21 protein-coding genes, 1 tRNA gene and 1 other RNA gene are annotated in these 25,799 nt (G+C 42.7%); 5 read left to right on the top strand and 18 right to left on the bottom strand.

What is annotated here, in order from left to right; genetic code table 11:
- Positions 1 to 43: 43 nt before the first annotated feature.
- The 15 genes from ACS8FA_RS17245 to coaD form a co-directional block, all read right to left on the bottom strand.
- Positions 44 to 436, bottom strand: a complete 393-nt coding sequence (locus ACS8FA_RS17245; protein ID WP_218870109.1) for a DUF4845 domain-containing protein — start codon at positions 434 to 436, stop codon at positions 44 to 46.
- 131 nt (positions 437 to 567) lie between these two features.
- Positions 568 to 1,470, bottom strand: coding sequence for a signal peptidase I (gene lepB / locus ACS8FA_RS17240; protein ID WP_439266155.1), 903 nt, complete (start codon positions 1,468 to 1,470; stop codon positions 568 to 570).
- 102 nt (positions 1,471 to 1,572) lie between these two features.
- Positions 1,573 to 3,372, bottom strand: coding sequence for a translation elongation factor 4 (gene lepA / locus ACS8FA_RS17235; protein ID WP_101204270.1), 1,800 nt, complete (start codon positions 3,370 to 3,372; stop codon positions 1,573 to 1,575).
- Positions 3,373 to 3,735: 363 nt separating this feature from the next.
- Positions 3,736 to 4,977 (bottom strand): capsule polysaccharide biogenesis protein, encoded by a 1,242-nt coding sequence (locus ACS8FA_RS17230; protein WP_439266158.1) that lies wholly within the window; start codon positions 4,975 to 4,977, stop codon positions 3,736 to 3,738.
- 145 nt (positions 4,978 to 5,122) lie between these two features.
- Positions 5,123 to 7,606: a capsule polysaccharide biogenesis protein gene (locus tag ACS8FA_RS17225; protein WP_439266160.1), complete on the bottom strand. Its 2,484-nt coding sequence runs from the start codon at positions 7,604 to 7,606 to the stop codon at positions 5,123 to 5,125.
- A 75-nt stretch (positions 7,607 to 7,681) separates the two neighbouring features.
- Positions 7,682 to 9,454: a polysaccharide biosynthesis/export family protein gene (locus ACS8FA_RS17220; protein ID WP_439266161.1), complete on the bottom strand. Its 1,773-nt coding sequence runs from the start codon at positions 9,452 to 9,454 to the stop codon at positions 7,682 to 7,684.
- Positions 9,455 to 9,509: 55 nt separating this feature from the next.
- The gene (locus ACS8FA_RS17215; protein ID WP_439266162.1) at positions 9,510 to 10,625 is read right to left on the bottom strand and encodes a KpsE/RkpR family capsule polysaccharide export protein; all 1,116 of its coding nucleotides are present in this window, start codon (positions 10,623 to 10,625) and stop codon (positions 9,510 to 9,512) included.
- Positions 10,594 to 11,265, bottom strand: coding sequence for an ABC transporter ATP-binding protein (locus tag ACS8FA_RS17210; RefSeq protein WP_201547916.1), 672 nt, complete (start codon positions 11,263 to 11,265; stop codon positions 10,594 to 10,596). Before ACS8FA_RS17210 ends, ACS8FA_RS17215 begins: the two co-directional genes overlap by 32 nt.
- 46 nt (positions 11,266 to 11,311) lie before the next feature.
- Complete coding sequence (locus ACS8FA_RS17205; protein ID WP_379543752.1) at positions 11,312 to 12,124, bottom strand: ABC transporter permease; 813 nt, start codon at positions 12,122 to 12,124, stop codon at positions 11,312 to 11,314.
- Between the two features lie 226 nt (positions 12,125 to 12,350).
- A tRNA-Met gene (locus tag ACS8FA_RS17200) sits at positions 12,351 to 12,427 on the bottom strand.
- A 121-nt stretch (positions 12,428 to 12,548) separates the two neighbouring features.
- Positions 12,549 to 12,915: RNase P RNA component class A (gene rnpB / locus ACS8FA_RS17195), an RNA gene on the bottom strand.
- 94 nt (positions 12,916 to 13,009) lie between these two features.
- Complete coding sequence (bioD, locus tag ACS8FA_RS17190) at positions 13,010 to 13,726, bottom strand: dethiobiotin synthase (protein ID WP_439266165.1); 717 nt, start codon at positions 13,724 to 13,726, stop codon at positions 13,010 to 13,012.
- Positions 13,723 to 15,063, bottom strand: coding sequence for an adenosylmethionine--8-amino-7-oxononanoate transaminase (gene bioA, locus ACS8FA_RS17185; protein ID WP_439266167.1), 1,341 nt, complete (start codon positions 15,061 to 15,063; stop codon positions 13,723 to 13,725). The genes bioD and bioA overlap by 4 nt, the downstream gene beginning before the upstream one ends.
- 55 nt (positions 15,064 to 15,118) lie before the next feature.
- Positions 15,119 to 15,367 carry a YfhL family 4Fe-4S dicluster ferredoxin gene (locus ACS8FA_RS17180; protein WP_058024492.1) on the bottom strand — a complete coding sequence of 83 codons (249 nt, stop codon included), beginning with the start codon at positions 15,365 to 15,367 and terminating at the stop codon, positions 15,119 to 15,121.
- 267 nt (positions 15,368 to 15,634) lie between these two features.
- Entirely contained in the window at positions 15,635 to 16,153 is a 519-nt protein-coding gene (coaD, locus tag ACS8FA_RS17175) for a pantetheine-phosphate adenylyltransferase (protein ID WP_102078894.1), read from the bottom strand.
- A 251-nt stretch (positions 16,154 to 16,404) separates the two neighbouring features.
- Here coaD and smpB point away from each other — a divergent pair, with 251 nt between their 5' ends.
- A complete protein-coding gene (smpB, locus tag ACS8FA_RS17170; protein WP_057758370.1) occupies positions 16,405 to 16,881 on the top strand; it encodes an SsrA-binding protein SmpB in 477 nt (158 codons plus the stop codon).
- Between the two features lie 140 nt (positions 16,882 to 17,021).
- On the opposite strand, the gene rarD is transcribed toward smpB, so the two are convergent.
- Positions 17,022 to 18,044, bottom strand: coding sequence for an EamA family transporter RarD (gene rarD, locus ACS8FA_RS17165; protein WP_439266170.1), 1,023 nt, complete (start codon positions 18,042 to 18,044; stop codon positions 17,022 to 17,024).
- 242 nt (positions 18,045 to 18,286) lie between these two features.
- Between rarD and ACS8FA_RS17160 the strand changes: the two genes are divergently transcribed.
- Together ACS8FA_RS17160 and ACS8FA_RS17155 are read left to right on the top strand one after the other, a co-directional pair.
- Complete coding sequence (locus ACS8FA_RS17160) at positions 18,287 to 18,754, top strand: Lrp/AsnC family transcriptional regulator (protein WP_101204277.1); 468 nt, start codon at positions 18,287 to 18,289, stop codon at positions 18,752 to 18,754.
- Positions 18,755 to 18,918: 164 nt separating this feature from the next.
- On the top strand, positions 18,919 to 19,677 hold the full coding sequence (locus ACS8FA_RS17155) for a YidX family protein (RefSeq protein ID WP_165598311.1): 759 nt from the start codon (positions 18,919 to 18,921) through the stop codon (positions 19,675 to 19,677).
- 154 nt (positions 19,678 to 19,831) lie between these two features.
- Here ACS8FA_RS17155 and ACS8FA_RS17150 read toward each other — a convergent pair whose 3' ends face one another.
- On the bottom strand, positions 19,832 to 20,473 hold the full coding sequence (locus ACS8FA_RS17150) for a hypothetical protein (RefSeq protein WP_165598310.1): 642 nt from the start codon (positions 20,471 to 20,473) through the stop codon (positions 19,832 to 19,834).
- A 10-nt stretch (positions 20,474 to 20,483) separates the two neighbouring features.
- On the bottom strand, positions 20,484 to 21,767 hold the full coding sequence (locus ACS8FA_RS17145) for an ammonium transporter (RefSeq protein WP_439266185.1): 1,284 nt from the start codon (positions 21,765 to 21,767) through the stop codon (positions 20,484 to 20,486).
- A 648-nt stretch (positions 21,768 to 22,415) separates the two neighbouring features.
- On the opposite strand from ACS8FA_RS17145, the gene ACS8FA_RS17140 reads away from it, so the two are divergent.
- Together ACS8FA_RS17140 and ACS8FA_RS17135 are read left to right on the top strand one after the other, a co-directional pair.
- Positions 22,416 to 24,878 (top strand): YgiQ family radical SAM protein, encoded by a 2,463-nt coding sequence (locus tag ACS8FA_RS17140; protein WP_439266173.1) that lies wholly within the window; start codon positions 22,416 to 22,418, stop codon positions 24,876 to 24,878.
- A gap of 327 nt (positions 24,879 to 25,205) precedes the next feature.
- A complete protein-coding gene (locus tag ACS8FA_RS17135; protein WP_439266175.1) occupies positions 25,206 to 25,616 on the top strand; it encodes a hypothetical protein in 411 nt (136 codons plus the stop codon).
- Positions 25,617 to 25,799 lie beyond the last annotated feature (183 nt).

Here is a 25,799-nt window from a genome sequence, read left to right as displayed (position 1 = left end):
TATTTTATAAAATAATGAAAGCGCTATGTCGTACTATGATAGCTTACTCTGCTGTTGCCATCTCGATGTTACCTTCGAAACGGTTTACGATGTCGACATTGCTAAAAAAGTTATTAGTCACTGCATATTCTTTATAAATAGCCAATTGACCTGTTTTTTTATCCGTAAAGGTAAATACATCTTCCGCTTTAGTATCGTAATCTGCGTTAATTGATAACTGTTTGTTGACACGTTCAACAAACTGTTTGGCTGTCTCGTTATTATTATTGGCTTCTTTTAGCTGTGCACTTAATACCTTGGTCAATTGATAATCACCAATCTGAGCCGGTACGATAGCTACTATCAACTTAGTCGCAATACCTAGAAGTATAATAATGAGAACAACATTTGTCACACTGGCACCGCGCTGTATAGCCAAACCAGATAATTGCTGCATTATGATATCCTTCTAAAGATAAACGACTATTTCGAATAAGTGTATAAATAATAAATAGCTATTAATTATTTAGCAACGATATTAGCATAAAACCATTATCAACCAATCAACCTCTAAGCAATCACATTGCCTTAATTGATAGTACCATTACGTTCAAAGGTTGGTAGATTAAGACCAGGTGGTTTATGCATCCAAATATAAACTGCCTTACCTGCTAGGTTTTCATCCGGAACGAAGCCCCAAAATCTACCGTCTGCACTGCGATCGCGGTTATCACCCATCACAAAATACTGATTTTCTGGCACGTCAATGCGCCACTCAGTGCCTTCTGACTCTACCACCTCTGGTGATTGTTGTTGTAAAAATGGCGCGTACTGTGAACTGTTCATGCCATCTAAATAGCGCACGAGATGCTTGTTGTCACCTTGTACTTCTTCAAAATATTGTGCCGCGTCTTCTTCTTGTTGACCCATTGCAGAAGCACTCTCCTCAGTCAGTACTTGACCTGGACCAACCTGACCTGGTAAGTATAGCTGTGAAGTCAATTCAGCATTTGCCGCGAAATCTACAGACTTAGTCTCAACAGGTACATCATTGATAGACAGCATGCCTTGACTATAACTTACGGTATCGCCAGGTAAACCGATAACACGTTTAATATAATAAATGCTCGGGTTCTCAGGATAGCGGAACACTGCCACATCGCCATGCTCAGGTTCATCTGTATCTAGAACCTTGTTATAGGTTAACGGCAAGCGCACGCCATATGCATACTTATTGACAGCAATAAAATCACCCGTATATAGCGTCGGCACCATAGACGATGATGGGATATTAAATGGCTCAATTAAAAATGAGCGTACTATCAATACCACTGCTAACACAGGGAAAAAGTCATAAGCCCAGCGAACTAGTAAGCCTTCTTGACCTCGACCACGAGTTTTGCGCTGTTTGAGCGCTAGCTTATCTAACAGCCAAACAATTCCTAGGACTATAGTTAACGGCACTAAAATTAAATTAAAATCAAAATCCATACCAAATTGCCTATTAACGAGCGGCTTATCTAACACCTTTACGATAAGATCCACTACATTTGACTGTTATCTACAATGACTATCTTAAATTAAGCTCAATGATTAGCTATCGACTTGCAACACAGCTAAGAAGGCTTCTTGCGGGATTTCCACATTACCTACTTGCTTCATACGTTTTTTACCAGCTTTCTGCTTAGACAGTAGCTTTTTCTTACGTGACACATCGCCACCATAGCATTTTGCTAATACGTCTTTACGCATGGCTTTTACCGTACTACGACCAATAATCTGGCTACCGATAGCTGCTTGAATGGCGACATCAAACATTTGACGTGGAATCAGCTCTTTCATCTTAGTAACTAGAGCATTACCACGATAACGTGATTGGGTTTCGTGCACGATCATCGCTAAGGCATCGACTTTATCGCCATTGATTAGTACATCGACTCTCACCAATTTATCGGCTTGATAACGTTCAAAGTTATAGTCTAGCGATGCAAAACCACGTGAGACTGACTTTAGGCGATCAAAGAAATCCATGACTACTTCGCCCATTGGGATATCAAATATCAGCTGTACTTGTCGACCCATAAAACGCATATCAACCTGAACGCCACGACGCTCAATACATAGAGTCATTACATTACCTAAGAACTCTTGCGGTACTAAAATCTGACAGCGGGCAATTGGCTCACGAAACTCTTCAATATTGTTTGGCTCAGGTAGATGTGAGGGGTTATCTACATAGATAACATCACCGTTCTTTTTCTCAATTTCATAGATAACTGACGGCGCCGTAGTAATCAAATCCAGATCATATTCGCGCTCTAGACGCTCTTGGATAATCTCCATGTGCAGCATACCCAAGAAACCACAGCGGAAACCAAAGCCAAGCGCATCCGACGTATCTGGCTCAAAAAACAATGACGCATCGTTAATTTGCAGTTTTTGCAAAGCTTCACGGAATTTCTCAAAATCACTCGAATCTACTGGGAACATACCAGAATAGACTTGTGGCGTGACTTGTTTAAAGCCTGGGATACGATCCACATCAGGGGTCTTAGCATGAGTGATAGTATCGCCTACTGGCGCTCCGGCAATATCCTTAATACCCGCAATAACAAAGCCGACTTCCCCTGCTTCTAAAACACCCGTATCTACAGGCTTAGGCGTAAAGACACCAATCGAGCCAACTAGATGTGCCTCTTGAGTCGATTTGATGTATAACTTGTCACCTTTACGTATAGTACCTTCACGCACCCGTACCAATGAAACCACGCCCAAATAATTATCGAACCAAGAGTCAATAATTAGTGCTTGCAGTGGTGCTTCACGGTCACCAGTTGGTGCCGGAATAAACTCTACTAGCGCTTCTAGCAGCTTATCAACACCCAGACCAGATTTGGCTGATACTCGCGGTGCATCAACGGCATCGATACCGATAATATCTTCAATTTCTTGAATGACGCGCTCAGGCTCAACTTGCGGCAAATCAATCTTATTTAACACCGCCATAACTTCTAAGCCTTGATCAACGGCTGTATAGCAATTGGCCACTGACTGCGCTTCTACGCCTTGAGCGGCATCAACAACCAATAGCGCACCTTCACAAGCTGCTAATGAGCGCGACACTTCATAGGAAAAATCGACGTGACCAGGGGTATCAATAAAGTTAAGCTGATAGCGCTCACCATTTGGATGATCATAAAACAGTGTTACTGACTGTGCTTTGATAGTGATACCGCGCTCACGCTCAATATCCATTGAGTCGAGCACCTGCGCCTGCATCTCGCGATCTTGCAAGGCACCGCACATTTGAATAAAACGATCGGCAAGGGTCGACTTGCCATGATCAATGTGGGCAATGATTGAAAAGTTACGAATATTGGCTAATGCAGTCACAAAGCGCCTACTAAATTAAAGGTGATAGAATAATAAAACTAAAAAATAAATATTGTCAGATGCAATTGATAAGATGCTTGTACTTCTTTGAAGGTCAACCGTTATAACAAGCCGATTCGGCTAATACTACCGTCTAAAATCCATAGCCAAGCACATTAACTCTTATGCGCAGACATAAAAGAGTATTCTAGCAGTTTTCCACTGCAAAGTAAGGCGATTTTGTTAGAAGAGATGTGACTTGCAGATGAAATGACAAGCTAAAAAAGGATAACGCAACAATCGTTACACTTGTTGAACTTCGTTTCTTTATATAGATACCATTATAGTTACTATGACGTCTTAGAAAGAAAAGTAAATAAATAATTAGGGTAAATTGGTTTTAGACATATCTACGTCTGTCGTTTCACTGCCATTTTGGTACAGATACTTATACATCCATGGCGATCTGCCATAAAAAGCACCATTTATTTGAGTTTGCTCTATCAGGTACTCACGAAATCTCAAATAAAATTCATTATCTGGGCCCTTAGGCTGCTGCCAAAAATCATCAAGCGGCTTTTGATCTGTTAGCTTAGGAATATCGTAAATTGCACGACCCATAACCTTAGTGGGTTTTTTATGATAAACCGACTGCAAGCCTGTCGTACTGTTAATAGTCACCATGCCAATACTATATTTCATCAAAGTTGGCAGGTGCATATCACAACCATAGAAAACACGATGAGACACTTGATAGCGCTCAGCTAGGCTAGCTACCAGCTCCCGATAGTCTCTATGACCACGATCCAATGGATGATGCTTAAACACAAGTAACTGTTTTTGCTTAGCAAATTTTGCAAAGCTTGCGATAGACTCATCAATGAACTGTACCACATCACGATAATCACTATGATGGGTAATCTGTGAGTCATTATGCACTTGCAAACTAATCAAAAAGTAATTGTTACTTTCTTGCTTGATCAGTCTATTTTGCAATTGTTTATCTGGCAAATATCCTCGTAGCTTCCGCCACGGTGCTTTTAACCAAGCGATGGCCTCTTGCCAAGCGGTCATACCACGATAATGCGAATAATGTGGGTAACGGTTTTTGAAAAGCCAAGCAATGATGTAATAGACGATAGCTGCGATACTTAAGCGATAAAATCGATTATGTGTGTATAGAGGCTGATCATTCGCTTTCTTAAGCGCTTTAATCTCAGCAGTGTTTAGGCGTGAATAACCGTTAATTCCATGTTCTTGCAAGGTAATGTAATCAGGACGCAAGTACCCTTCTTCAAATACGAAGAATGAAATACCCAGCTTCTCACTAACACATGCTGCTTGAGTATGATGCGGTCGACAATCGCCAAAGCATACAATCGCATCAATGGCATTTTCTTTAATGAACGCCTGCAACCAAGAGGAGAATTGCGCTAATGTATCGGTATATTCGTAGGTATTGTCGTGATGGTAAAAAAAGGCATCGCCTGCATTAAAATTGATTTTGCTGACTTTAATGTCTTGAGTTTGTAAGAATGAAGAAAATCGATTGAAAAACCCACCCATTTTCCCTTGTAGTAGCAAGACATGTCGATGAGTAAGCAAGTGAGACATCGAAGCTGCCATAATACAGGGCTACCATTAAATGAGAAAATAAGAAATAAAAATGAGAAAGGTCGTGCAACCGTGTGAAAACACATAGCGTAAAAGTGATTATACCGAAAAAGCATCTATTTGTCGCAATGCAATTATACGGTGCTACTCTAATAAATTAACGAGACATTTTACGCAATTTCTGTTGCCACTGGTGACGCTGCTGCATAAAACGTGTGGTCGCGTGACGTTTAAACTTTGTAGATAAAGACGAGTTCATAGTCTTAGCTGAACTATTTGAAGTACTAGCCATTTCAGATTGCGATTCTTCACTATTCGCAAGCAGATGCGAGTCTTTGAGAGGGTATAAATAATCGATCACCTGTTCTACTTGTGCTAATCCATAGCCATCAGGCAGACGATACAACGGGTAACATATAAGCGCGCCATATATTAGCTGCTCAAGAGTCAAAGGTATATCTCGTTGACGCCTTTTTAGATAGGTATATTTCGGTAGCGACTGCCCGTCAATATCTGTGGTCAACCCCCAACCTGCATAAAATGGTAAACCATAGCAGGTGACGTCCAATCCACGCAGCAACGCTTCAAAACCAGTCAGTGAGCTGATCGTATGAACCTCATCCACCCATTCTAAACAATCAGGCATGGCAGTATCGTAGGCAACCGCTTGAACTTGTTGTAGATGAGCTTCTGATACTTTACCTGCTCGCAGTCCTGCCTCAACATCAGGATGCGGCTTATAAATCAAATAAGCGTCTGGGTTATCTTGTCGTACACGTTCGATCAAACCACTGTTTATCTTTATTGTGGAACCGCAGTACTGTACTGACAAATCGTCCTCTACCTGACCGATAATAAGAACACGTCGTCTCCCAGATATTTTGGCATCCTGCATCCACGAGTTATTTTGAATACTAGAAACATCTATACCAACCCCAACATTGTATTTACTTACCCGCTGATTCAGCAGTTTGTCTTGCAGTTTGTTTACGCGAAGACGCTGTTCAGAACTTAATGGCTGACAATTTTGCAGCAATGTTTCTAAGTCTGAAGGCTGGGTCGCATCGTAATAAATACCTTGTTTGTCTATGACAACAGACAGTGGTGCGAGTAAAGTAGCACCTAAACCATTTGATCGGATAAACCCATCTTCCATACAATAAATAGCTGGCATGTCCGAGCTTTGTTCAGCAAGTTTACTCTGTAGCTTCTTCTGTACTTGCTGACGTTTGGCCAAACCCCATACCAATAAAGGCTGGCTGAAATTGACACGGAAATGGTCTGGATGTAGAAGATTTTTTAGACGCGGTTTTGGTTTAACGAATAATGTCGTACGCGGTAGGTCTATAAAGGCTTTGACAAATGGCAGCTTCCAACGACTAAATTCATATATCGTCAAATCGCCTTCAAGACGCGCTTGCCACCACCGATTGGTCACCAACCACTCAATGGCTGTATCGATATCACAAGCTTGTTTCGTTGCTGGATCTACATAACGACTATAATTAACATAAGCACTATAAAATAATGTTTCTAATGACGTTTCAAGCGTCTTATGTGACGTGGCAGGAAACATTGCTGAGTTTGACAAACCCCTATTACTGAGAAGTATCTCAGCTGACTCTAAACGACGTTTCTCAACTGCTTTAAGTAAGTTTTTAGGTGCATTAGTGTCATCGGTCAGCCCCCATCCGCTATACCAGCTGACTCCAAAGCAATGTACTTTTTTACCTAGCATTAATGCTTCAAAGCCCATATGTGAGCTGACGGTATAGACATCACTTACTTGCTTAAGCAGTTCAATAGGATTGAGAGATTCAGTCAATAGCCTAACGTTTTTAGGCAGTTTTAAGTTGGATAAGTAGCCTGATTTTGACGCAGGATGAGCCTTTATCCAAATATGGGCGTTAGGATGGTTGTGGCATGCAGATTTTAACATCTTCTTAAATTGACGTTTATTCGCACCAGCGCCTTTAACAGAGGCATCACCTGCTACTTGGTCAATCAATAGGATATGTGATTGTGAAACATTTTCCTTTTCGTTAATATTTTCTTCATTAATCAATTTATCCAACGACGGACAATCGATTATGGAATTATATTTACTCAGTTTTTCTTCGCATATACGTGTCATCAGATGACGAGCACGTGCCTCGCCTGCTGCGAGATTACTGCTAGTACTCTTGGTGCGCTCAATAACTAACTGCTCAAGACGTGAGTGGTGCGTTATATCAAAGTAGATGCCAATGTCATCGACAACCACGCTTAAGCCATGGCGACTACTAATACCTGAATCCAATGAACGCAAAAATCCATCTTCAACACTTAAGGCATTCAGGTCCTGACGAGTGGCAGCTTTATCAGCTCGTTGGAAACTTTTCTTGTGTCCCCATCCAATAAATGCCTCAGGTTGTGGTTTTTTCTTGCGATTTACTACACTTTGTTGCAAGGCTGACCAAGGATACCAGCGCTGAATATCAGCTTGCAACACTTGCGAGAGTAGCAAGTTATTGCGGCACATACCTTTACCAACTACTGCCAATTGCTTTGGTGATTGATACTGTGACGATGGCGAAAGTAGCGCATGCTCAGAGGTAGACATAGTAGATACCTTGACTTCATTCGCTACTTCTTTTGCCATATCTTTGATACCTTTACTCGTTAATTTTGGTTAAATTCGTTCAGCCGACATCGTTACATCATGAATAGTTAACCGTTATAGATCTAAAACAACCTTGGCAGCAATTGCTAGCTGATAAACAATCTGTGATAGACCGCGAGCAATCTCCACACGCTTAGTTTTAACTTTCGGTAATACCATAATCTCATCACCCTGCTGGATACGATACGCAGTATTGACCACTTGGCTCGCTCCATTTTGATGAATAATTAAGATATCTTTTGTATCAGCGTTATCAGAGAAACCACCAGAATTAGCCACATAATCGCCAACGGTGTAGTCTGGATTAAAGGTAAGTGCCCCTTGTGCTCGTACTTGACCATTGACTGTAATGACTGACGTTTGTGCTGGTATCTCAATGATGTCGCCCTGTTGCAGAATAATATCCTGCCACGAGTTTGGCACAACAACAATCTGACCATCAGTCTGAACATTGCGAGCTTTGGCGACGAACTGCTTAACCAATTCTGCATCATCTTGACGCAATGCGGCTTCTTCACGAGTCGTTGACTGAGTGGCAAGTGTCAATTCTTCTAGACGATCGAGTGACTCGTTAATCATGCGTTTTTGTTGCTCAGCAACAGATTCACGATAGATGGTTAGATGCGTTAATTTTGCCAGCGGACTTGGCTGTAATTGTGGCACGATATCTTTTAGACGCGCGCCATATGGCACAACCATTGCGCCATTACCAGTATGTGCACCTTTTACCTGCACCGCGATGGTACCTGCGTAACGATCTGACGTTACTACCATTTGATCGCCGTTATAGACGGGAACATTTTGGGCTTCACTTAATGAGTAGTATTCTGCCGTTTGTGCACGTCCTGCACTGCGAGTAATGCTGACATTAGTAGCATTGGCTGCCGGATTAGACACTTGTAACACATCACCAATAGTCAGATCATTCACATCAAATTCAAAGGTATATTCGTTTTGAACTTGACCGCTTACCACAAATGTCTTTTTCTGTGGTGCCACGGTGATGACATCACCATCACGGAATGAAAATGCCTGTAATTTACCTGCTAGCAAAAAGTCATATAAATTGACTTGCTGTAGCATTTGACCGTTACGTTTGATTTGAATGTCGATATAACTACCACGTGTTGGGTCAACGCCGCCTGCTCTATCTAAATAAGACAATACCGAGTCTGCTGCTAGACCACCGTAATAGCCTGGCTGCTTAACAAAACCTGTGACGAACACCTTAACGGGCTGCGCCTGCTCTAATGAAGCATAAACCCCTACATTCGAGCGGTAAATACGGCTGACGGCACTTTTTACCACATTCTGTAAGCTACCATTTTGCACACCAGAGACACGTACTGGCCCAACGTTCGGTAAGAAAATATTACCCTGTGGATCGACGGTCATGGTAGCAGCGTACTGATAAGCGCCCCACATTCTTACTTGGACGTTATCACCAGGGTTAATCACATAACTATCATTAAAGGTAGAGCCTGAAGTCGTCGAAAATGCTCCACGGAACAATTGCTCACCGAACATCATATCTTGAGTTTTGATATCTTGATAAGGACGCGTTGTATTGATAACTGACTGGCTTGGTAAGCTTGCTGCGTTAACCGCTTCTTGAGTCGTTGCTTGCCCTGGCACTGCCCCAGAAAATGCTTGGGTAGACACGTTAATATTGCTCTGGTTCTGAGATTGGCTCATGTTATTACTGCTTGTGCCAAAGCCTGAACCTGATATTTGATCTGCATAACTGCTTGCAGCTGTTGCAGACATACTAGTCGCCGCCATTGCCAAGCTTGTCGCTATCACGATAGAACGTGGTTTCATATTCATGAGTTATATTCCTTTCCTGATCTATCGATCATTACTGATATCTGGTTTTTCAAGATTAGCTACGGTGATCACGGACAACTGCCATTACCAAACGCACAAATCCGTATAGCATTAAGAGCAACGCAAGCGATGTCCAAATGAGATATGCTTGGCGCGGATATGTTGCATCTTCAGCTTCATAGGGCGTTGAGATCACAATCAAGTTTTTCATTTTCTTGAATGCTTCTAGTCTTGATTTCTCAAGCGATGATAACGACAATTTATACAACTCAGTAGCAAAATCCACATCTGCCTTGATGGTCTCAAACTGTACCGCTTGACGGTTTAATTTGGTTGTATTTGGCGAGGTCAACTTGGTTTGTTCTTGAGTGATTTGCTCTTCAACAGCCTTTATCTGGCTTCTTAGTGAAACCACTTGCGGCGCATCTGGATTTAGATAACTGAGTAACTGACGCTCTTCGGTACGCAACGAGCTTAATTGCGCTTGCAAGCTGCCAATTAACTGATTGACGATTTGCGCATTGGCTTGTGGGTCATAGATTTCGTTTTCATTCTGATAGTTTAATAGCTGCTCTTTGGCATCGTTTAAACGCTCTTCTGATTCATCTAACTGGGTTTCTGCAAACGCCAATTGATCACGAGCCACTTCTTGTGAAATGCGGTTCACAAAACGCTCAGACTCACCTAAGATAGCTTTGTTCAGCTCAAAAGCATACTTTGAGTCAAAGCCTTCTGTTGATACTGAAAGCACATAGCTCTGCTCATCGAGATCAATGTGAACCCGTTTTTTGAAGTATTCAAGCAAATCTTCTTGCGTTGCATCAGGATCTATTTCATAAATAGGGTCTGAACCGTCAACATAATAAGCTTCACGGAATTTAAACTTATTATCGAGTCGCTTCACCATATCATTTGACAAAATATACTCTGTCAAATAGGTCGCGTCTTCTTTACTGGTACTATTTACGCCCAATAGAGCTGATATACCACCACCAGATGGTACACTCGAATCACTGACTTGCTTCACTACCACGTCAGCAGTCGAAACGAAACGCGGATGCGCCAGTGTCATTACATAGTATATAACGAGCAACCAAGGAAGGATGACCAAGCCGATAAACAGCGAGAAGTTAATTATCTTACTTTTTTGCTTTGTGGATATGCTTTTCATAAACCTCAATCGCTTCTGTTGTATCGTCAAACACGTGTGCTGTTTGATCCATTAGTACAATACCAATATCGCAGTTTCGTTTGATATCACCAATATTGTGCGACACTATTAAAAATCCTGCTTGTGCGCGGCGGGCCGCTAAAATCTCTTCGCTACGTTTTCGGAATGCCGCATCACCAACGGCACCCGCTTCATCGAGCATATAGTAATCAAAATCAAAGGCCAAGCTAAGTCCAAACGTTAATCGAGCTTTCATTCCTGATGAGTAGCTTTTTACTGGCATATCGAAATAACTGCCAATATCAGCAAACTCTTCAACGAAACGAATTTTTTCATCAATATAAGGACCACTTGAATATAAGCGACAAACAAAGCGTACATTTTGACGACCTGTTAGACTACCTTGAAAACCACCTGCCACCCCAACTGGCCAAGAAATAGTCGAATCGGTAATAACCTCTCCATGATCTGGCTCATCAAGTCCACAGATAATACGTAGTAATGTTGACTTACCAGCACCATTACGACCGAGTAAGCCCACACTTTGTTTATCACCAATAGTCAGATTTAGATCTTTGAACAAGTAATGACGGCCTTTCTTTGTCATAAATGACTTAGAAATATTCTTTATCTCAATCATTCACTCACCTTTCTTATTATTAGCATTTATAACTATTGATACTAACTTATCGAGAACGAATCATGTCACGCTCAGCATACTTGTAGAGTAAAAGACCTAGGAAGTTTACGATAAACATCCACTCTAGAAAGTACCAGATATCAATATGATATGCTGGATAATTGGGTGCAAAAGCATGTCTCATTAGCTCGATATTATGAATGAAAGGATTGTATAGTAAATAGCTAAAATACGGCTCAGGAATAACATGGATTGGATAAAGAATACCAGAAATAAAATATAGTATCGTAAAAAATATGGTGATCACTTTACTGATTTCGCCACCATAATATCCAACCACCATCATAATTAGAGCAAGACCAAAGCTAAATATAAATAGCGTTATCCAGCAAAATAATACAATGTGCAGATTTTCCAAATTGGCATAAATATCAAAAAAAGCCAAGCCTAAAAGTAGAAGTATAGATGTAAAAAAATAGATTACTAATTCTAAGAATGAACGCGCGATGATCACATCAATGTGCTTAATCGAACGGTACATCAATAAACCTTTATTGGCATCGACTGCCCCTAACGCTCTTGTCGCTATCTTTTGAAACATCCGAAAAGGAACCATTCCAACAATAAGAAATAAAGAAAAATCCATACCAGGAACTAAGCGTTCACGGATAGTGCCAAATATTATTAAAAAAATCAGAACTTGAAAAAGAACTTCAAGTGGTGCCCAAAGGTAACCCAAACGGTAACCACCAAAGCGAGTCTGTAGCTCGCGCATGATCAATGCATGGAAGGCTGCACCCATGACTTTAAGGCCACTGCGATGCTTGATAGGACGATAAGGAGGTAGTTGGACAGACATGGCGTTACAGGACTTTACCGAAAACAGCCCCTATGATAAGTAAGCGCGACATAAGTTACAAGAATTAATCTGTATATAGACAGATAAACCTATGATTTAGTAAGAAATCTGTAAGTAAATCACACCTAAAATGCTATGTATTAACAGTTTCTAATTTAGAAAAATATTTATTTTGGGCAAAAAAAAACCAATCTAGATAGATTGGTTTTTTTCGTACTGCTATATATGGTGGCGATGAAGAGACTTGAACTCTTGACCTCACGATTATGAGTCATGCGCTCTAACCAGCTGAGCTACATCGCCGTTTTAGGCTGCACATTATGCCCAAGCTATTGACTGTCGTCAACCCCTAATAAGCATTTTTTGCAAAAAAACGAATTTAATTCAGATTAATTGCAACTATTACTACAACAAACAATAAAAAAGGTTTGGTAAACCGATAAGCCGGGTTCTGTCGTGGACGATCATTCCTCTAGGCGTATCATCGCTAATACGCTCAAGCAACCTACCCGCATCGAACGCGGGCCGCGCCATGCCGATGCCTATTTGGTCTTGCTACGCGTGGAGTTTACCATGCCGTGAACTGTTGCCAGCCACGCGGTGCGCTCTTACCGCACCCTTTCACCCTTACCGATAATACCCTAAGATACTAAAGGCGGTCTACTCTCTGCTGCACTGGTCGTCAAGTTACCCTGCCCAGCCGTTAGCTGGCACGCTGCCCTATGTAGCCCGGACTTTCCTCCTCTGCTCATCTGTTGCCAGTGTGCAGCGGCGATCGCCTAGTCTACCAAGCGCGCTAGTATAGCAAAACTATCGCCTGTATGGGAATGTCTTTTCGGCTTATTTTTAGAATGACTGTAACTATCCTAAAAACATCTTAAAAACTTAGATAAACGCTGTTGGCAACGCTATGTCAGCATTATCTAAATGTTCATTTGATTGTTTGGCCAAGACCAGCCAGTTTGCTTTGGGGTAATGGCGAGCCAAATATGCTTGCAAAAAATCGATGGTACTATTTGCAATCTCAGCATCCGTTTGCTCAGCATCATCATGGATATGATTGTAAATCACACTATATACCATTAAGCCGCGCGATTTTATCGCCTCCAAACTAAGCAACGTATGATTGATGCTACCCAATCGGCCAGAGGTGACCAAGACGATAGGATAACCTTGCTCAGCGACATAATCTAAGGTCAATAATTCAGTGGTAATGGGAACTAACAACCCGCCTGCTCCTTCGAGCAATACCACATCGTAATCAGCTTGTAATGCTTTAGTGGCTTCAGTAATCGCTTCAATATTGAGAGGTTGGTTGGCCAGTGCTGCGGATAGATGCGGTGACGCGGGCTTTTCGTAGCGATAAGGACAAGTGGTAAAATCAATATCACACGGCTGTAATGGCATTCCCATCAATTGACGGTGACTTAAAATATCATCTGCAATGCCTAGCTCGCCATCTACTTGTTTACTGATGCCCGTTTGTACCAACTTTTGCGTAATAACGTTCACACCTTTTTGCATAAGCGCTTTGGCAAGCAGTCCAGTAGCATAGGTTTTACCGATATCGGTATCGATACCAGAAACAAATAATACACTCATGATTGACCTCGGTTTTCTAAATACGTACGCACTACTTTCAGCAGTGATTGGCATAAGGTAGTCAGCTCATCATCAGTAATCACGTAAGGTGGCATGATATACACCAGTTTCCCAAATGGTCTAACCCAGATACCATTATCAATCAACAAAGACTGAAAAATGGGCATATCAACTGCTTCATGCAGCTCAATTACAGCGACCGCGCCCAAGCAGCGCACTTCAGCAACACCCTCTAGTAACGCAGCAGGCGCTAGTTGTTGCTCCATAATGCGTTGCATATTTGCGGTACGCGCTTCGATATCATAAGACATAATCAAATCAATCGATGCACACGCAACTGCACAGGCCAGTGGGTTGCCCATAAAGGTTGGACCATGCATCAGCGCTGGATAGTCACTATTATGAATGGTATCGGCAATTTTTCGGGTACATAGCGTGGCGGCAAAAGTCATATAGCCACCCGTCAAAGCCTTGCCAATGGTCATGATATCAGGGCTAATAGCTGCATGTTCACACGCAAATAATTTACCACTACGCCCAAACCCAGTAGCGATTTCATCCGCAATCAGTAGTACATCATGCTCATCACACAGTTGACGAAGCAATTGTAGATATTCAGGATTATAAAAACGCATCCCGCCTGCGCCCTGGATAATTGGCTCAATGATGAAGCCCGCCAGCTGCTCGCCGTATTCCATAAAAAACTGAGCTAATGATTCACGCTCATCTACCGTTAGTGCGCGATCAAAGCCAATGGGCGGTGCAGGAACAAAATGCTGCATCGGTAGCTGCTTGCCATATAGACTATGCATCCCATTAACAGGATCACAGACACTCATCGCATGCCATGTATCTCCGTAATACCCTGAATGAGTTGAGGCAAACTGTTGCTTATTTGGGCGCTTGGCAGCCACTTGATATTGCAGCGCCATCTTTAGTGCCACTTCTACCGCAATACTGCCACTGTCAGCATAAAAAATTGCCTCAAGTCCAGTAGGTACAATATCGAGCAGTTTTTTGCCCAAATCTATCGCCGGCTGATGGGTTAACCCACCAAACATGACATGCGCCATTTTACCCAATTGCTGAGTCAATGCGTCATTCAGTTTTGGATGGTTATAACCATGAACGCTCGCCCACCATGACGACATACCATCGATCAGGCGCGTGCCATCTTCAGTAATGATGTAGATACCTTCAGCGTGATCGATAACGATATTGGAATAGGTTGGTGGCAGGCTGGCATAAGGGTGCCAAAGATGTTGCTGATCAAAGTCGTTTGTGACTTGGATAGATTGCGTGGTTGTTGCTTGCGTGGTTATTGTTTCCATGGTCATCGTGTTGTCCCTAAAACGTTGTAAATCCAAACGTCATCAATCGCTTATCAAGATTTTATTGACCAGTAATACGCTTGTATTTGGCTAATAAATCATTTTCTGTCTCGACATGATTGGGATCATGAGGGATACAGTCGACGGGACAAATCACCACGCATTGCGGCTCGTCAAAATGCCCGACACATTCTGTGCATAGATCTGGATCAATGACATAAATATCGTCGCCTTCTGAGATGGCCTCATTTGGACAGGCAGGCTCACACACATCACAGTTAATGCACTCATCAGTGATTAATAGCGCCATAAACTGCTCCTTATATTTTTGCTCGTATTAGGGCTTGTCCCTAATTCAAACGTTTATCACTAAATGGGCTAAAAATGGCTAAATCTTTGAAAAACGGCGTCAAATAACTGGTCAATATCTCGATCTTGTCTGCACCATTTCTCTTGTTTGCCTACGATTTATCAAATTTTTATCACTATTTTTAAAATAGGGGCATGCCCTATTCCTATATGGCCGCTCCTTACTGTTTTAGCAAGTGCTAGCAGCATATCTTTGATGCAACATCTTTTATTTGATATTTAGCTTTTTATCAAATGCTTGCAAAACACAAGGTGGAACGAATTTATTGACGTCACCGCCAAGCTTAGCAATTTCGCGAATCATGGTAGATGAGATAAATGAGTAATTTTGAGATGGGGTCAAAAACACTGCCTCAAAGTTTTCATCAAGCTCGCGATTCATATTGGCTAGCTGAAACTCGTACTCAAAATCTGACATTGCACGCAAGCCACGCAAAACTGCCGTGGCGTTTTTTTCACGCATAAAATCAACAAGCAGCCCTTCAAAACCAATGACAGATACCTGCGGTAAATCAGCAAATACGGTTTCGACCAAAGCAACGCGTTCTTCAAAATTAAACAAGGGTTTTTTATGATGGCCTGAGGCAACCGCGATAACGACCTCATCAAATAGCTTGACGGCGCGTGTGACCAAATCTACATGACCGTTGGTAATAGGATCAAAGGTACCAGGGTATAGAATTTTGGTATGTAGCTTTGAGGAATTGGGAGAAATAGAGTGGCTCATAGCATGACTGATATAATCGGTGATATTAGGCCATATGCTAGCAAATTTTGCTCAAACTTAATACTTATCTGCTACATTTGTCCTAACAGCTGATTTACCTTTTCATCAGAGGCTTTGATACAATAGGCAGTTCGACTCATCCATCTCATAATCGAAATAAAAAAAGAGACTATTTATTGGATTAGGATGAGGAATTAGTGGGACTGATTAAATAAGGAGCCTGTGTCTTAGGTCATCTTTATGGAGAAATTATGTCAAAAAAATCAAAAAAGCCAGATAATCAGATTTGTGCCAATAAAAAGGCGCGTCATGAGTATTTTATCGAAGAAACCTTTGAGGCAGGACTGGCATTACAAGGTTGGGAAGTAAAAGCCATTCGCGCAGGAAAAATGACCATTACCGAAGCGTACGTCATATTCCGCAATAATGAAGCTTTCTTGTTCGGTGCGCACATTCAGCCATTACTATCGAGCTCAACGCACGTTAGTCCAGACAGTATTCGTACCCGTAAACTGCTGCTAAACCGTCGTGAGATCGAAAAACTATCTGGGGCAATCAACCAGAAAGGCTACGCTTGTGTACCACTGTCTTGCTACTGGAAAAACTCACTGGTGAAATGCCAAATTGGCCTAGCATTGGGTAAAAAGCAACATGACAAACGTAAAACGCTAAAAGATCGTGACTGGGAACGTGATAAGCAGCGCGGTTTCAAACAGCATTTAGATTAAGCGTTATTTAATCTATATAAAAAAGGACGACTCAATGTTTACTGAGCCGTCCTTTTTTGTTATCTACGATATCTATAAATATTACCGTTCAGCTTTAGCTACCAATAACAACTCATACAAGCATTTAGCAATCCATTCTACTATGCCATTTGCTCTTTTAAGGATAATGCTGTCTTTCTACTAGCCTGACGTAATTGCCTAACACCATGAGCAATCAAACACCCAATACCTAACCAAATCAGACCATAGCTATAGATCATCGCTGACTCAAATGGGTTGCCTAGCACGGTCACTGCCAAGATAAATAGCAACGCAGGTTCCAAATAGCTCATCATTCCATACACGTTGACTGGTAGCATTTGACTGGCATCAATATTGGTCTTCATCGCCAAGACACTGAGCACACCTAAACCTACTAGCATCATGATAAAGAAACCAGAGCCGCTAACTAATGCCAAACTGCTTGGGGCAAAGAAGAACAAGTAAGCCAGCGCAAAGGGTGCAAATATTGTTAAATCAACCAATAACCCAGTCACGGCACCGACTTCCTGCAGTCGGCGTAAAATGTAGTAAACGGGATACGTACCGCATACCCATAGCGTTGCCCAAGAGACACTTTGGGTACGGATAACTTCAATACCCACACCCAATGCAGCAAAGGCCACTGCCAACCATTGCAAACGGCTTAGTTTTTCGCCAAAGAGGACACAACCAAACACCACCATCATTAATGGGAATAAGAAGTACCCCATCGCGGTTTGCACACCTTGGCCATTCACTGGCGCCCACATAAATAACCAAAATTGGCTAAGGAATATTGGCGTAGGTAATAGCAGCCAAGCCCACTGCTTAGCGCCTCTTATCACTTTCAATTTATCGATGTGCAATCCTAGACGTCCACTTACCATTAAATATCCGACCAACGCTGCCCACATCGCAAGCATCCGCCAAATAAAAACTTGCGTCCCTGATAGTGGCGCTAAAAAACTGCTGTACGCATAGAGTACGCCAAATAGCACATTGGATAATATGGCAAAAGACACTCCTAGTATCAGAGTGCGTTGTTGTGCGCTACCTGTCGTCCAAATCGCAGGTAGTGGCAAACGTGCAGCAGTCGTTGCTAGCGTATTAGCGAATACATTGGAGAGCATTGAGATAGACATGATAAGCACCGTAGCTATTAATAGATGATAAAAAACCAATTGCTAGCTCTTTTTTTAAAGCGGTTCTGATTGGTATGGTCTATTTTACTAGAGTGCTTTGATATATTATCTCTATATAAGTTCATTGATGGATAAACATCTCAAATAGGTGTCGTATAAATAATTATTTTCTTATATTAGGATTGTTAGTGATAATATTTATAAAAACCGATAGAAAACTCTGCTATTAAGGATGTCCTGATATGAGCCATACTTTAGACAATATTGATAAAGCTATTTTGAACTTGCTGCAAGATGATGCGACATTACCGCTTAAAACTGTCGCAGAGCGAGTACATGTATCCATTGCGACGGCGCAGCGGCGTATACAGGCGCTGATAGATAGTGACGTGATTACCAAACAAGTAGCCATCGTCAATCCTGACAAAGTGGGCTACGGTCTGACAGCAGTGGTAATGATAGAAATGGAGCGCTCTAATACCTCAATGCAGCATCGGTTTGAGCGCCTAATGGATGCGCAATCACGAATCATGAGCTGCTATGAAGTATCGGGCGATTTTGATTTTATGTTGATGGTCAATGCAAAGAATATGAGCGACTATCATCAGTTCACTCGCAGCTTACTGACTTACGAAAATAATGTGCGCAATTTCAAAAGCCAGTTTGTGATGAACTTTACTAAGAGTGGGACAAAAATTACCCTAGATTAATTATAATTAATACGTCTCAGCTGAAGTTGCCTATCATATGACAATGGATGATAAGTAGCTAAGTTACCTCTAAACTCTGTACGATATTCACCAGACATCCGAGAAGAAATAAAAACTCGATAGTTAATTTCGTAAGCCCATTTGTTAGACAAGGAAGCCTAATCATGACTGACCACACAAATGCTACTCAGAAGAATATGCAAGCGTCACTAAAACCGTTAAACCCATTAAATTTAAAAAAGATAATAGCAGGCGCTCTGTTTGCTACGGTACTAGCCAGCTCAGGCTGTGCGACTAGCTCATTGTTAGACAATAGCGGGCATGTCACTACGAACACAACGAAGCAGATACTGTCTGAAGATCAAATTGTTGCCTTTGGTCGTCCTGCGCAGGCGTTACCAAAAATGCCAAACGCGACGATGGTTATCGTAGGAGAAAAAAACAGCTACGTCCTTACCCAAGGTGGGACAGAGATGGTGAATTTACTGAGTAATCTCACGCAAGAAAACATTCAAGTGGATAACGACATGAGCTTTCATGTACCCAATAATGATGGGTACTTTCAAGGTGAGATGAAACTGTCTTATGCCAAATTAAAAGATGAGTTTGGGCGCTCAGACTATCAGTTCTTTTTGCAAAATAATGGTAAAGAGTGCACCTCAGCGAGCGATCAACGTATCAATGCTCAGCGCTTTTGTTTTAGCGTTCCTGTCAAAGGCGCTATCTATCCGCAAGTTAGTAACTTAGGATTAATTCAGTCAAACTATCGTGCATTGACCAGGCCCTATACGGTGAGCTTCTATACACAAACTCAGCAAGATGTCGTCACTCATAGCGGTCCAAATGGCGCACAAAAGCTAGTATTGCTACCCTTTGCCCTCGCCTTTGACGTGGTTACTTTCCCGCTTCAGTTATTAGATTAAATAGCTAACTATTAGACTACTCATCGTCTAGTATCAAGTTTCAAGGTACGCCATGAAGGCTACATTGTGAAAGCTATCTCATGAAAACTACGTTATATAAGGCACGCTATCGAAAGGTATTCCGTACCCGACCGTAACGTGCCTGCTTAATATCTTAGAATAACTTTTCGACCAATGTTTTCGGGTAATTTTGTTTTGCCTTCTCTGCCGCTCGAAACATCATCTCATCTGCTTCGACAGGGCCTGCAACATCGCATAAGCATACATAAGCCAGCTGCATCAAATTATTTAACAGGTGCTCATTATCAGGTACAGACGGGCGATTGCCTTCTAAAAATTGACTGATGTTAAAACTATGCCCTTTGAAGGTGCGCTCTTGCGAAACAGTTTGGTGCATGGTTAGAAATAGGTTGCGACTTTCTGTTTCTGATAACTGACTGCGCAGCGCCTCTACGACGGTATAAAATGCAAGAACCAATTCAGAGACAGGTACTGGCGCTTTGATTGCTTCATTATGACTATTATGGCGATTGTGACTATCAGATTCGACAGTCTGCTGACTGTCCGCTTGCAACGTAGCCCAAAAGCCTTTCCTAATATCAGACTTATAAGCTTGCAGCTCAGGATAGCGCCTTGTCGCATCCAAGACGCACTGTTGCATCATTTTCACAGAGACCGTTGAGTATCGCTGCCACTGTGATTTAAGCAGCCGCACCTCTTCAGGATGTAGATAATCGGCAAGTACTTCTGCCATCGCAGTCACAGCTTGGTCTACGGACTGAGTATCAATATTCATCAGCTCGCTCCTATAAATGCCGCTCGGTTAAACTCTTGGAATCAAACATCTGCTTCTGAAATTCAGGGTAACCAAGCTCTGCATGCTCGGTATAATCAAGGCCTCGCTGCTCATGTAAGCGGCTGGCTTTTAACCCAAAGCTTAGATCGATCAGCTTATACATCACTAGACCCAATCCCAACCCCCAACCTAACGCCACGCCGACGCCTAGCGCTTGTACGCCAAGCCGTGATAAGTTAAATAAATCTCCTGTATAGAATAATCCTGCTGCGAGCGTACCCCATGCCCCGCCAAAGCCATGTACTGCCACTGCCGAGACCACATCATCTACTTTGAATTTTAATAATGCTTGCGATGATAAGATATACACCACTGAAGCGACCGCACCGATAATAATGGCAAATACAGGCGTTGTGGTCGCACAACCTGCAGTAATCGATACGAGACCAATCAGACTGGCATTGACACTATCGCTCAGTAAAATAGCTTTGTTAAGCGATCGGGAGATCAGCATGTAACTCACCACCGCACTGACTGCAGCGACAAAAGTATTGACTGCGATTAAACCAATATTGCCGGTGATAGATAATGTCGACCCAGCGTTGAACCCGAACCAACCAAACCATAAGATAAATCCGCCAAGCGCCAGTAACGTCATGTTATGCCCTGCGATAAGTCTTGGCGTACCATCAGGTGCAAAGCGGCCTAATCTTGGGCCAATGACTAAGATGCCTGCCAATGCCAACCAGCCACCGATAGAATGCACGACAGTAGATCCAGCAAAATCAATAAAACCAAGCTCGGCTAGCCAGCCTGTCCCGCCAAAATAACCACCCCATACCCAACTGGCAAATACAGGGTAAATGAACAAACAAATCAAACAGGCGGCCACCGCATAACCAATAAAGGAGACGCGCTCCGCCATTGCACCACTTGCAATCGTCACCGCTGTCGCTGCAAACATCATCTGAAAGAACATCAAAGCCCAGTCCATATTAGACAGCGCTGTTGGCATAAAATGATCCGTGCCGACGAATCCTGAGTGATTGGTACCCATCATTAGCCCAAAACCCACCAAGTAGAACGCCAGACCACCGATACACATATCGGTATAGTTTTTCATCATTACGTTTACCGCATTTTTCGCGCGTACTGATCCGCTCTCAAGTAAAGCAAAACCTGCCTGCATAAAGAACACCAATACCCCGCCCCAGATAATCCAAGCGATATTTTGATATTCGAGCAGCTGTGCCACGGTCAATGTGTCAGTCTCAGCGGCTTGGGTGCTACCCATTGTTGCAAACAATAATGTACTTAGCACCAGCCTATTACTTAGCGATGATTTTAATAGTTTTGATAGTTTTAATAATGCCTTTATCGTGCCCAGTCCAACAGATGATGTTCTCATTTTATCTCCAAACACTTATCTAGCCGTTCAATTTTTATCGATGCACTATTTTTACTCATTAATGCACACAAATAAGCCCTAATGAAGGTGGAGCAAAACCTGTGCCAAAACCTATTATTAGAAATTAAAGAAACTTATAAATATAAGAGAACAAATGACCAGTATCAGCCAAATAAGTATTTTGATAAAAATGCTTGCGAGGACGTGGCTATAAATTGAAATAGGATAGAGATTAAGTCTTAGAAGGAAACTCTATAGAGCTGATAATGACCTTTATAGAATTAGTGATGAAAATAACAGCGTGACAGTTATAGCTAAGCTATTTTTACTATTATCTCGTGGTGCTGGCAGCTTACTTTGCATGAGCAGTTTATCTCACGCTATCAATAACTTATCGGCAATCGCCACTCATAGAATAGGTCGCATAGTGAAGGCGATTCATGTTAAAATGAGCGCTTTTAAATTCGCCTTTATTATCATTGGGTAATAAGGGCTGTATTTTTAGTGCCATTTTTCTAATTAACAGGTCCGCCCATGTCTGCCGATACCATCGCCCGCACTGCCTTTAAACAAGGCACCAAGCCACTTTACGATTATGACAAACACTGGGCGAGCTGCTACGAGCCAGCGCCTTATCTGCCGATGAGCCGCAAAGAGATGGACGATCTAGGCTGGGATGCTTGTGACGTCATCATCATCTCAGGTGATGCCTATGTCGATCATCCAAGCTTTGGTATGGCGATTATCGGTCGCTTGCTTGAGTCGCAAGGCTTTCGTGTTGGTATCATCGCGCAGCCAGATTGGAAGAGCAAAGACGCCTTTATGGAATTGGGCAAACCCGTCTATGCGTATGGCGTGACCGCGGGCAACATGGACAGCATGATCAACCGCTATACCGCAGATCGTAAAATCCGTAGCGATGATGCTTACTCTCCTGGCAATGTAGCAAACAAACGCCCTGACCGCGCAGCTATCGTCTATAGCCAGCGCTGCCGTGAAGCCTATCCTGATGTGCCAATTATCTTGGGCGGTATTGAGGGCAGTCTACGCCGTATCGCTCATTATGATTATTGGTCAGACAAAGTCCGCCGTAGTATCTTGCTGGATGCGCGTGCTGATGTCTTACTATATGGTAATGCTGAGCGTGCGATCGTCGATGTGGTACATGGTCTGTCTAAAGGCTATAGCTTTGAGCAAATGAGTAAACTGCGTGGCACCTCTTATCTGTTGACACCGACTCGCCGTCATTGGCAATCGGACATGACAGAAGTCGCCAGTAATGATGTTGATACCGTTGGCCGTGTCGATCCAATCATCAACCCTTATGTGATGACAGAAGATGTAGACCAATGCTCAATCGAGCAAGAAAAGCCATCTGACTCCCCTGTTGGGCAAGCCATGCCGTCGTCCATTTCATCAATGTCGTCACAGTATCAGGGTTTTGTCGCTGAGCCAGTTGCCAATAAAGTCATCAACGCCAATCAAGTAGACACCGACACGCAAGTAGTGCAAATGCGCGGCTTTGATAAGCCAAAGACCGCACGCAAGCACAAGATCAAGATGCCGCCCCGTGAGGAAACGGTGATTCGTCTGCCTGATTATGAGCATGTCAAATCTGACCCTGTACTCTATGCCCATGCCAACCGCATCTTGCATCTAGAGACCAACCCAGGTAACGCGCGTGCGCTTGTACAACGTCATAGCAGCGGTGCTGGTAACTCGCATACTTCTATCGATGTCTGGCTGAACCCGCCACCGATTCCACTCTCGACAGAAGAGATGGACTACGTATTTGACTTGCCATATGCCCGTCTACCGCATCCAAGCTATGGCGATGCGCGTATCCCTGCTTATGACATGATTAAGTTTTCGGTCAATATTATGCGCGGCTGTTTTGGCGGTTGTACCTTCTGCTCAATTACCGAGCACGAAGGCCGTATTATTCAAAACCGCTCAGAAGACTCTATCTTACGTGAAGTGGAAGCCATTCGTGATACCGCGCCTAACTTTACAGGTGTGATCTCTGATCTGGGCGGACCAACAGCCAATATGTATCGCCTCAATTGTAAAGACGAGACGATTGAAAAGAACTGCCGTAAGCCGTCTTGTGTCTATCCTGATGTCTGCGAAAACTTGCTGACCGATCATAGCAACTTGACCAAGCTATATCGCAAAGCACGTGATATCAAAGGCGTGAAAAAAATCCTGATTGCTTCAGGCTTGCGTTATGACTTGGCAGTAAAAGATCCTGAATATGTGAAAGAGTTGGTCAGTCATCACGTCGGTGGTTATCTCAAGATTGCGCCTGAGCACTCTGAAGAAGGCGTGCTATCGAAGATGATGAAGCCGGGCATGGGCAGTTATGATCAGTTCAAAGCCATGTTTGAGCAGTTCAGCCAAGAAGCAGGCAAAGAGCAATATCTGATTCCTTACTTCATTGCCGCCCATCCGGGTACCAAAGATGAAGATATGATGAACCTTGCGCTTTGGCTCAAAAGTAATGGCTACCGCGCTGACCAAGTACAGGCGTTTTATCCAAGCCCAATGGCGACCGCGACTACCATGTATCATACGCACAAAGATCCGCTACATAAGGTCAGCCGTGATGAAGGTGACATGGATATCGTCAAGTCTGGCAAGCAGCGCAAACTGCATAAAGCGTTCTTGCGCTATCATGATCCAAAAAACTGGGTACTACTACGTAAAGCCCTACAAGACATGGATCGTAGTGACTTGATTGGTAAAAACCGTGGTTGCTTGATTCCACCATTTAACGCCAGTTTAGAAGGGCGTGATGCCGCGCAAGATACTTACCAATCAGCGCGCAAAAAGAATAGCCGTGTTGGCAATGATTCAGTGAAGCGTAGTAATGGCTCGTCAAACAGCAGTGCGTCAGCTAAAGGCGCAGCAGGCAAAGGCATGGCGGGTAAGAAGAAAGTTAGCAAAGGCAATTTCCAAACGCAGCATACTGGTCTGCCACCGCGTAAAACCAAGTAGTATTCATAGCAAGTAATGTTCATAGTATAAAAGTACACGCTCAATCTAACGCGTGTTAAGTAAAACAAAAGCGTCTATCAGCCACTCGGTGATAGACGCTTTTTTATGCACCAATTTTATAGACGCGCACTTCATAGCTAATCCTGCTTACTTTTCACCCTGTCTCAGATTACAAGTTACATTAGACAGCGGTTGGGTAACGAAGCTAACAGGTAACGAACAATTTCTAACACTGAAATGGTTCGTTTTCGCTACTATAACCCTCATATGCTAAACGCATCATTAAGAACAAGTAAATGACATTAGTAAAAAGCTTTGGAGAGCACTATGAAAATGATAACTAAAATTGCGACCACCCTACCAGTCCTTGCCTTATTGAGCGCTTGTGCGACTACCGCACCCACTACCCCAGATGCAACTGATACGCCAGTTCCAGAAAAAGTAACCGCTGCCTATGATCGTATGGCACCAGCACCATACACCTGTACCGATGACAGCAAAATCATGGCAAAGCAGTCTATCAATAAAGAACAAGTGATGCTCAACGTCACCTTGCCAAAAGTAAAATGGGCCGAGCAGCCAATCATCCTAAACGGTAAAGTGAAAGGCGAAGTTGCAAGCTATGTAAACGACTCAAACCCAGAAGTCGTCTATGCATGGCACATGAAAGGTGACAAAGGTATCTTTGCGATGAAGTCGGCTGACGGTAAAGAATACCAAGTAAATTGCCAAATCTAATCAGTTAGAGATACGCTCATATCGTAATAGACAAATAGTCGTAATAGATAAAAAGCAGTCATTAAATAGTGGCTGCTTTTTTATGCGTGTTCGTTTGATACGTTTATAAAGACGGCTATAAAAACCAGTTCCAAATAGACGGTTGTATAGTCAGTTCAATATAATTTCGATAAAAGGAAACCG

It is taken from the genome of Psychrobacter sp. 1Y1, assembly GCF_051847395.2.
Taxonomy (GTDB): Bacteria; Pseudomonadota; Gammaproteobacteria; order Pseudomonadales; family Moraxellaceae; genus Psychrobacter.
The sequence above is the reverse complement of the archived record's forward strand: the minus strand, read 5'-3'. Positions and strand labels throughout refer to the sequence as shown.